The following is a 10,789-nucleotide window of genomic DNA, read 5'->3' on the forward strand; positions in this document are numbered from 1 at the left end:
AGCAGGTTTTGATTGCACTGTATTGTTGTAAAAACTGTAATTACAATTAGAATCTTTTCAGAACAGAATATTTCTAAGTCAGCAATTCCTGATAAGAAATCAATAAAAAAGAAGACTGCATTTCAACATTTTTTACCAAGGAAATTTAGGATCTCTTTCTCAAGATCACGGTTCAACTGAAGATACCCACGCTCCATCTCCCGGTCCTTAATCAGATCTTTCCTACGCTTCTCCATAGCTTCAATGCTCGTCAGATTGTCTTCACACAAACCCAGAAAATCTTCGTCCATGTTATACAAAGCAACAATTCCCGAGCGGTGTCCAGGAAATTTTGACAACATGAATTAGAATACTTTTTCCATTCCTTGAAACCTGTGGCAAGATTAAACCAAATAGATGGCCCGGATAAGTGTTTTACGGTAAAACGTAGGTAACACAGCAGTGCCACCTGATTTCACTTTTCACATTAATTGTTGCCGGGAATGGGTATCGCCCAGGTATTAAATTCTCCCGGCCGGATACTGCCTTCACCCTTTCAGGATAAACAGTGATAACATTATTTCTTTCCATCAACCTTTCAACACCTTAGTAATGACTGTGGACGTTTTGAGAAGATAAATGAGTTCAACTCCCGCCCTGACATTTCCTGAAGCTACATTCAAGAAGGAGGTGGCCTCCGCAGGAGCATCCTGCGAATCGACGGGAGTCTGGACTCAATCTCCTTTTACCTGTGTTTAAATTCCAAAATAGGCATGTGCATTAACGAATGCCCTTTAAAATTAAATTCGCAGATTTAATTTAAATATCGTATTAAGTACGGCAAATCAAAACCAATACAAACCTGTATATATTGTAACGCTATAGGATACACGAAATATTCCCTGCTTTTTTTACTACCCGGTTTGCGGTACATCTGGGTTCAAAATAAATTTCAACATTTTTTGAAATTTGCCTATTTTAGAAAATTCTTGCGGATAAGATAAGTGTCAGAAGATCTGTACACGTTATAAAAAAGAACTACAACTCCTTCCCTTCCTGATTTTCATTGGCTCAGTAGCAAATTTCACTGAATCCGGCAACGCCGGAGCGTTTAGCAAGGCTTGATGGTATCATTCAACCACTGAAAACACATCAGTAAAAATGCTTTTTAACGAATTTATCAGCGGACTTGCAAATATTATCCAGGCGGGAGAAGACAATAATGATCTTACTGCTATTCCTAATTACACCACTTTTCTGGCGCCCTCATTCAACCTGATTAATAACACCGATAAAGATCATCTCAGGGAAATCTTAAAAGCCATCGCCGCCTGTTGGGAGATGTGTAAAGATGCTCCTTTCACTGAAGCTCGCCTGTTAAAACCGGATTTCTTTAAAACAACACCGACAATTCCCGCTCCTCCTGTAAACGAATACATCTGCGGCCCGTTGTTACGCAAGGTGGACGAAACATCAGCGTCCGTCTGGATCGCATTACCAAAATCCGATAAAGTCATTTGCTCAGTATTTGAAAATAATGGAGGTAATGCGGGAGATAAGATCATGGAAGGAACTGCCAATACGCTCCCTTTTGGTCCAAAACTGCATATCGCTTTAGTTACGGCAAAAATTCTCTCCGGTAAAAAAGCAAATTACGGCGACACTTATTTGTATGATCTCAAATTCAACCTACATAAAAACCTGAATGCATTTACCGGAAATGAATTCACTTATTCCGGACACCAGCTTCCGTCATTTGTAATGCCTCCGCTGGATCTGAATAAACTGCATATTATACATGGATCCTGCAGGAATATGTCGAGCGATGCATTGGATAATCTGCCAGGCATCAATACGCTGATCAAAGACAATTTCTCTGGCAGACCGCACCAGATGTTCCTCAGCGGGGATCAGATCTATGCTGACGAATCTAATGAAATACTGGAACATGTTACAATCGAAGTTGGAAATGCATTGATGCCTGCAGCGGCAAATGCAGAGAAGATTATTCTTAAAGATGGAGAAACGACCACTGTAGATCCATCCAAAGTCAAACCCGGAGAACGCGGCATCAATACATCCACAAGACCATTCATTGTAGATAGTATTCCATATAATTTTCCGGAACTCGTGAGGAAATTTGTGAACGGTGAAACGCCGGAAACCCGGGATTTCATTCACGATTTCTGTGGTTTTACACCCACCTCCCGATTTCATCTTTTTTCTCTTGCTGACTATTTCTCTACCTACCTGATGAACTGGACGGACGTTATCTGGCCCATCTATTTTAAAAGCGATGCCATCATTCAATGGGCCACAAAACTTACTATCCTGCACAAACAGGGTGAAGGCAGCGGAATTCCATCGGGTTCGAAATCGCTTTTAACAGAACTCAAATCTGCGATATCAAAAGTGAGTGATATTGCAAAGGATTATGAACTCGGTTTAAAAAAGCTAAAAACAAAAAACACAGAATTTGATACACAGTTAAAAACACTACTCGGATTTAAGAAATTTCTGCAGATCCTCAACAGTCTTTGTGATTTTGTAAGTACAGTTGTTTTTGTTTCGAATCTAAAGGACTTACGCAGAGCAATGGCCAATATTCCTACCTATATGATTTTTGATGATCATGAGGTGACGGATGATTGGCACATGACGCGTGAATGGGTTCGCCGCGCGTATTCATTCCCTATGGGCAGACGTGTAATGCAGAATGGGCTTGCATCATTTGCTGTTTTCCAGGCCTGGGGAAACACGCCTGAAAAATTTAATTTATCGGACAGTACTTCATCAGGAACAAAACTACTGAATGCGGTTTCCGCCTGGATCAATAAAAATTACAATGACCAGGCACAGGAAAAAATCATCGCCAACCTGCTGAAAATTCCTTTCGGATCGCAGGTCGCAAAATATAAACAGATCACGCCAGGTGATACATTTCCTGATATTTATGATAAGCCGTTGGAATGGCATTTCACCTACAGGCACCCGAAATACGAAGTGATCGTGATGGATGCAAGAACCTTCAGAAGTTTTCCCGGGTCTTTCTATGGTCCCGCGGATCATGTCAGCGAAAAATCGATAACGGCCCAGACTGATAATCCCATAAAACTTGCGGCACCGTTCGATAAAGACCCTCCTGAGTTAACTATTGTTATATCGCCATGCAATGTATTGACCATACCGATGTTCAGAAATTACCTGAGCGCCGTTGCACTTCCGATGGCACATTATATGATGGGATTTGATGGATCAAGATGGAAGATGACGGCATATGATCCCGACCAGGCTGATTCATGGGAGGTTGCTTCAAAATTATTCGAGACACTGCTTGCGAGACTTGCAACACGGACTTTCAAAAATTTCCCCGATAAACCACGGAAATCAAAAGTCGTCATTCTTTCAGGTGATGTGCATTTCAGCTTTGCCGGAAGAGTTGCCTATTATGCTGAAAAGCCTCTCAACACCACCGAAACAAAGCAACATGACCTCGTCGCTGCTCATCTTACATCAAGCGGCTTCAGAAATGAGCCTGGTGCATGGAAGCTGTTGCAACTCGACAAACTCGGATATGAATTCTCCGATTTCGGTAACAGCAGTTTGCGGTTACCCGAGCCTGATATCATGATCGGGTATGCAAAAAAGCCGGCAGCATTTAATAAGACAAAAACAGACGAAGTAGTTACACGTACACGCTGGTTTCCCAATTTCAAGCCAGCTATGATGATCGATACACCATTGTTACTGCCTGCTCACAAAATTCATCCGGATGTCTCTTTACCAAAACCGGAGTGGATGTATCGGCTGGATTTCTTCCGTGCTATCAATGTAAAAGATGTGCCCAATATTACCGATATCAAACATTTCAAATTGGTCACTGATCAGAAGCCATCAACAGAAATCCTGCGCAGAAGCAGCTTTGCGGAGATCAGTTTTGATTGGGAAGGCGAAGGAAAACTGATAAAAGCTGTTAACGATAAAGAAAAAACACTGGAGGTTGACACTGGCGCCGGAAAGAAATTTCCCCCGGCTCCTTTTTATGTAACGGTTGAAAATGAAATCATGTACGTAACATCGGCAACTCCGGTCGATAACAAAATAACGATGACGGTGACTCGTGGAAAAAGTGATTCAAAGAAAGCGGCGCATATCAAGGATAAAATTGTGAAAATACGCCAGGGTGTAACTCAAACCAATTGGGTACATATCGAGCCTTCAAAAAAAGATACTGTGCAGAAATTGAATGTCACTCCGCTGAACCGCTTTAAAGTACCGCTTTCGTCAGAAGATCTGCAGTTTCCAAAACCAACTGTAAAAACCATTTGAATTGGCAGAAGAAAAACCAAAATCAAAAAGTAGTTTTCTTGAAGAGTTTTTAACCTTCATGGACCTGTTCATCTCCTTAATGTCGGCAAATAAATTATTGCTCGACAGCATTTCGATGGCAGGTTATGATCTTGGGAAAATGGATAAGCCTGATAATACGGGTATGACGAGCCTGGATAAAGTGATGGACACTGCCGACGAAGTTAAACTTGCGTACGAGAATATTGCAGAACTCATTCGCGGAAGCTGGAAATCCTGGGATGATATAAAAGACCGTGCAATCCTTGCCAAAGATCTTTACCAGGAATATAAAAAATGGCAGGAAGCAATGGAGCTTGCGGGTGAAGAAGCAGGGCTTGATGTGGAATGGGAATTATTGGGTAAACATCTCGGAAAACAATTGCTGCTGAGAAGCGGTGCGATATTTCTTCCGTGGCTGGTGCAGGGATTGCGATTACTGGATTGGCTGAAGGTTGGAAATGAAAATGAAGGAGCCGGTCCCGAAAAAGACACCACCGGAAAGGTGATTCGTTACCCATATCGCGGACTGGATTTCAACAAAGAAGGAGTCAAAGCATTTTTTGATGATCCTGGCGGAAGTCTGAAGAAGAAATACCTTGAACAGAAATCACGCTCACGGGCAATAGTAGCCGAACCGGATGATTTGCTATTGGTCAGGCTAAGGGACTTTTTGCTGAGTCTGAATATTCCTGCGGTATATGGTTTTAATCTTACTGATAATTTTGATGCAGATGACTCTGTAACCGATTATGCTGCTGAGCTCAATCATACTCTTTCCACCTGGTTTCGCATTCCCGGCACGGAAAGTACCATCGCCTTTAGTTTGCTTCGCAAAGGTGAAAACATCCTGGTGACACCAATTTTTGAAGGTACTGCAAGTGATCAATCATTCACTTGCGGGAAATGGTCATGGTCACTCGCGGCAACAGGAGAATCGAATCCATTCATCATATCTCCGGAGAAAGGTATTGACTATCCCGATGGAACTCCCCAGAATGTAAGTATCCGGTTTACCGGTGGTTTCAATCAGCCATCTGCAAACGGCGATCAGAAAAAAAAATCGGATAGCGTTGGTCCGGCGGAAGGTACGCGGCTGGAAACAGGTCCCATCACTTTTGTTGCCGAAATAGACTTACAGGGATCAGCGAAAAAAGCAACCATCGAATTGAAATTATCCGATGGAAAATTTATACTGCAACCCACCGATGGTGATAATTTTTTAAACAGGATACTTCCGGAAAAAGGATTTACCATCAATTTCAGTCTGGCAATGGGTTATAATAACCAAAGGGGATTTTATCTTGATGGTTCCGGCGGTGGTGAGATTACCATTCCATTAAATAAGCAATTCGGCAAGGTTTCAATACCCGCGTTGCAGTTGGGTTTCAGAAAAAAGCCTGATGCAGATAAATGGTCGTTGTATGCTTCCTTATCCGGGCGATTAGAACTTGGCCCGGTGAAATTGATGGTGGATAAACCCGGTATGGCCCTGGTCATACGAACACCGGAGCCCGGGGAAACACCAAATCTTCTCGAGCTTACAGCAGATTTCGATTTCAAACCACCGGATGGAATCGGAATCGAAGTGAACGCAGCAGGTGTTGTGACCGGAGGTGGATACCTGTATATCGATCGCGACAGAGGTGAATATTTCGGTATTGCGGCACTCACAATAAAAAATAAAATCCAGGTATCGGCCATTGGCATCATTCAGACCCGCCTGCCCGGCAACAACAGCGGGTACTCCTTCCTGTTACTCATCAGTACTGAATTTCCACCGATTCAATTGGGCATGGGCTTTACTCTTTCAGGTGTAGGTGGAATTGTTGGAATTAACCGATCCCTGCAGCTGGAAAAACTTCGCGAGGGTCTATTCAATAATGCTGTTGATGATATTCTGTTTCCGCAGAATGTGTTGCAAAATGCCTATGGCATCATCAGCAATATCAATACCATCTTCCCACCTGCTGAAGGTCAGTATGTTTTTGGATTGATGGCGAAACTCAACTGGGGGCCACGGAATATCATTTCCCTTGAGCTGGGCCTTATTCTGAAATTCCCCTCACCTGTTTATATCGCCATCATAGGTGTACTGCGTTCGGTAATTAAGAAAAAACTCGCAGGTGCTGAATTCAATGTGCTTGAATTGCAGGTCAATTTTGCAGCAACGATCGATTTTGAAAAACGATTCATCAGTTTTGACGCTACATTATTTAATTCGAAATTACTTCAACTGAAAATTGAAGGTGATATCTGTCTGCGTATTAAGTATGATGACAATCCTGATTTCGCAGTAACGATTGGCGGATTCCATCCGGATTTTGAACCGCCGGCATTGAACCTGCCTGCAATTATCAGAAGGCTGAAAGTGATTATTCGCTCGGGTAATCCGGAGATAACGGCCGAATGTTATTTCGCCATCACGAGTAACTCCGTACAATTTGGTATTGCCGGATTATTCCTGTTTAAAAAATGGGGTGTACAGATCCGTGGTGAACTTTCTTTTGATGCAATCTTCCAGCTGAGTCCGTTCCAGTTCCGGACCGATGTACACTTTCTGCTATCAGCATCGTGGAAAGGATATGATTTTGCATCGATCGAAGTGAATGGAAGTTTCTCCGGCCCATCGCCCTGGCATATCAAAGGAAGTCTCAGACTTTCTGTCTGGATATTCAGCAAAACTGTTTCACTGGAAGAAACCTGGGGTGATGATGATGAAACCAGGATTGAACAGGTGGATGTATTGCCATTGCTTATTGCCGATCTCAGCGACATAGCACATTGGGAAACGCTGGAACTCCAAGTGAGTCCAGGCGTAAGTCTCCGGAAGGATCCTAAAAAGACAGAGCTCAAAGAACTCATCATTCATCCGAATCAATCGTTGATCATTCATCAGCATACATTGCCATTGGGTGTTCAGCTGGATCGTTTTGGAGGGCGCAGGCCATCCGGAGCTTCCCATTTTACAGTTGCGCTTAAAGATAAAACCGGCAATGGCATCGCATCAAAAAATGTACAGCATCATTTTGCTGCAGCGCAATTCATCGAGCTTTCAGAAGAGGATCAATTGCATCTTCCACCATATGAATTGTTTGACAACGGGGTAAGCGTTGATGGCCTCGACATTGCGTTTTTTGATGGTTTCACTCCGGTTGAAGTAGTATATGAGTCAGATATACTCGATCTCGAAGGCATGACCACCCCACCGAAACAAACAAACGACGCGGTTGCCGGAGAATTCGAATTTGCGCTGCTTAATAATTCACTGGTAAATGCCAGCTTTACAAAAATGCAAAAATCGGCTGCGCTCCGGGAGAAAAAGACTGTCCGGGAAAAATATACTATCGTAGACGCATCAACGAACACGTCACCCGTGCCGACTTCATTTACCAGTAAGGCAGTGGCAGCAAGGGAAATAAGAAAAAGAAATAAAGTAGATGGTAATGAAACCACACAGCATTTTTTTATTCAAACGGTAACTGAATAACGAAAAAGATCATGGCTTCTGCTCAATATACATTTCTTCCGTGGTTCCGAAGAGGCATTATGGGGCTGCAGCAATCGGCTGAAACACCTGCTAATGCTGCTGTTTCCATTCCATTGCGCCTGGACATCACACCGCAGGGAGCGACTGTACATAAGATAGAGAAACAAGTGAAGCTCTATGGTCCTGGAGATATAACAGGAATTGACCGAAGAATGGTAGTACGAACCATTCCCAGGATGGGTACTAAAACTTTTGAATCCAATTTTCTATGCGGAATTGAATTTTATGATGAAGATTTTCCATGGCGATACACACCTTTAAAAAACAAAACACTACAGCTTTCTCCCTGGATCTGGCTTGTCGCATTGCAAACAGACGAATTCGTTAGAAATGCACCCATAAACGAACAGCTTCCTGTAATTGAGATCATCGGAGACGCGATGAAAACTGCATTTCCTGACCCTGCAACCACGTGGGCATGGGCACATACGCATCTTAATTTTCAGATTGAAGGAGCCACGCTAACGGACAAACGAAATACTGTTACCGAACGACTAAGAAATAATCCTGAATCCGGCTGCTCCAGATTACTTTGTCCGCGGCACCTGAAACCACTCACCACCTACACAGCTTTTCTTGTCCCGGCTTTTGAAAAAGGAAGGCTCGCGGGTTTGGGTGCGGATGCATCTGTAATTGACAACACGCCAAATGTTCAGCCGTCCTGGACAAAAGACCAGTCGGGTTCCGTAAAATTTCCTGTGTATTACGAATGGCAATTCACCACTGACAGTGCCGGGGATTTTGAATCATTGGCGAAGAGACTTGCACCCCTCACCGATGAAGAAAAGAAAAAACTCAAAGCCGCGAAAAAGACAATGTCGATTACAAACCCGGGCTGGGGTTTAACACATACCGTTCCTGATCGTGAACTGGAAGTTGAAAGCGCGTTGCGAATGGATGATGACGAAGGAAATCCGAATAATAATAACAGCAACAATCTTGTAACTCAAATAACAGATGAAACCAATCCTGCTGATAAAAAGTTTGTGCAGGCAATAGCCGACCTTTTGAACCTGGGCGTTGGTGCCTATCTGAACGGGACAATTCCAGACGAAGATCATCCATGGTATGCAGATGGTTCACTGGAAGATGATCCGATCATTACTCCGCCTTTGTATGGGGCATTTTACAGAAATCCGGCGTTGGGCAAAACAGATCCCGGAAGTTTATTCACTCAACCAAACACAAAATCCTGGTATCATCAACTCAACCTGAATCCTGTGTTTCGTGTGGCGGCAAGCAAAGGAACATCTGTTGTACAAAAAGACCAGGACGCATTGATGGATCGCGCATGGGATCAGCGTGAAGCCGGATATGCATTGCAGCAGGTAATTGAAAGATGGCACTATTCCGTCGTTCTCAGTAACCAATTGTTTGCAAGGAAAATTGAGCCGCTCATCAGTGATGCTTCGGCAAATGCGGATAAAACCTGGACAGCTTTAAGTTTTATCGCTCCGATGAATAATTTTTTGTCAGCCAATGGAAAAAATTTCAACACGGCTTTCCAGGAAAGAACGTTTGCCAACATATTCAGCGCTTCATTTAGAAAACTGGTTACAAAAAATAAAAATGTAAAATCAAGAACATCGGTTAACAAGGCGCAAACAGGTGCTGCGCCTCCACCCGGTGGAAATACAACTGTTTTGCGTGCTGCTGCGCCCGATCTCGTGGCTATCAATACCAGTTTTATCGTAACACAGCCGAAAATTATTTTCTATAACCCAACAAGAACAAATTTTCTACATGATCTGCTGCAGCAGGTATTTGATGACCTGCATCGGTTATTAAAAGGTCAACACTCGCCCATCATTAATCCTCTTTCTCCTTTGAAACAAAAAGATGCGCTTCTGAATTCATTGGGATATGCAGGTTACAGTGAATGCAAATCTGCACTTTTCAACCTGGCAAAACTTTTTGAACCGAAACAAATTCCGTTTATCCCTCCGATCATGTCTGATGCTTTCCTGTACAGCAAGGTAGCCTCGCAGGTGAAACCAATATCAACAATCGCAGTGAAGGTAAAAGCAGTCGCCGGACTCAATGCCGAGCAAAGTCTTCCTGACGATTGGGCGAAGCCACAGGAGACCGGTCCGGTATTTCCGGAACCAATGTTTGAGCCGCTGGCAGATATTTCTACTGATTTCATTTTACCGGGCCTGAGTGAAATTCCTGTAGACCGTGTAGCTATGATGATTAGTAACAAGGAGTTTATTGAATCGTATATGTTGGGATTGAATCATGAGATTTCACGCGAATTTCTATGGCGGGAATTTCCGGCACCATTGAATGGAACACCGTTCAGACAGTTTTGGGATACCAGGAACGTACCGGATGCGGCAAATAACCCGGAGAAATACAAGGACATCAAAATCATTCGCAATTGGAACGAAAAACACCTGGGTGATAATCGTCCTGCGAATACAGGTGATGGAGTTGTATTGCTTGTGCGTGGAGAACTGTTCCGGAAATATCCCTATACCGAGGTGTTTATGCAGAAAGCTGAATGGCTTGAAGGCCAGGTGGGAATACAACGAAAGCCAACTCCCGGTGGTACACTAAAGCGCCCCATATTCTCGGCGAGGATCGATCCTGACTACCAGTTCTTCGGATTTAATGTGACCAAAGAAAAGGCGCTTAATGAAAACGCTGGTGCCGGTTATTACTTCGTGTTACGTGAACGCGCAGGCGAAATTCAGTTCGGACTGGATTATACGGATGATACAGATAGCCCCGCCTGGACTTCTATCGAAACGGAAGTACCATTGAATCATTGCATCAATGTTAGTACCAACCGTTTCAAAGCACTGCAGTCAAATGCATTACTGCGGGCCAGATCAGATGGTATCGCTTCCTTACTCTATCAAAAACCTTTTTCATTATTCGTACATGCTGCAAGGCTGATTCAATAATATT

The 10,789-nt window shown here is 43.3% G+C and carries 4 protein-coding genes; 3 read left to right on the top strand and 1 reads right to left on the bottom strand.

Annotation, left to right across the window (positions count from 1 at the left end; genetic code table 11):
- Window positions 1-122 precede the first annotated feature (122 nt).
- Window positions 123-341, bottom strand: a complete 219-nt coding sequence (locus P2W82_RS04045; protein WP_336514557.1) for a hypothetical protein — start codon at window positions 339-341, stop codon at window positions 123-125.
- 799 nt (window positions 342-1,140) lie between these two features.
- Between P2W82_RS04045 and P2W82_RS04050 the strand changes: the two genes are divergently transcribed.
- Genes P2W82_RS04050 through P2W82_RS04060 form a run of 3 tightly spaced genes read left to right on the top strand, consistent with a single transcriptional unit; the run spans window position 1,141 to window position 10,785 of the window.
- Window positions 1,141-4,308, top strand: coding sequence for an alkaline phosphatase D family protein (locus tag P2W82_RS04050; protein WP_336514558.1), 3,168 nt, complete (start codon window positions 1,141-1,143; stop codon window positions 4,306-4,308).
- A 1-nt stretch (window position 4,309) separates the two neighbouring features.
- Window positions 4,310-7,816 (top strand): DUF6603 domain-containing protein, encoded by a 3,507-nt coding sequence (locus P2W82_RS04055; protein ID WP_336514559.1) that lies wholly within the window; start codon window positions 4,310-4,312, stop codon window positions 7,814-7,816.
- Window positions 7,817-7,827: 11 nt separating this feature from the next.
- Window positions 7,828-10,785: a hypothetical protein gene (locus P2W82_RS04060; protein ID WP_336514560.1), complete on the top strand. Its 2,958-nt coding sequence runs from the start codon at window positions 7,828-7,830 to the stop codon at window positions 10,783-10,785.
- Window positions 10,786-10,789 lie beyond the last annotated feature (4 nt).

Origin of the sequence: Pollutibacter soli (genome assembly GCA_029269725.1) — a bacterium.
In the GTDB taxonomy this organism is placed as follows: Bacteria; Bacteroidota; Bacteroidia; order Chitinophagales; family Chitinophagaceae; genus Pollutibacter; species Pollutibacter soli.

Coding starts and splice junctions, on each gene's coding strand:
- P2W82_RS04045 (WP_336514557.1), bottom strand. CDS start 341: ATGTTGTCAAAATTTCCTGGACACCGCTCGGGAATTGTTGCTTTGTAT.
- P2W82_RS04050 (WP_336514558.1), top strand. CDS start 1,141: ATGCTTTTTAACGAATTTATCAGCGGACTTGCAAATATTATCCAGGCG.
- P2W82_RS04060 (WP_336514560.1), top strand. CDS start 7,828: ATGGCTTCTGCTCAATATACATTTCTTCCGTGGTTCCGAAGAGGCATT.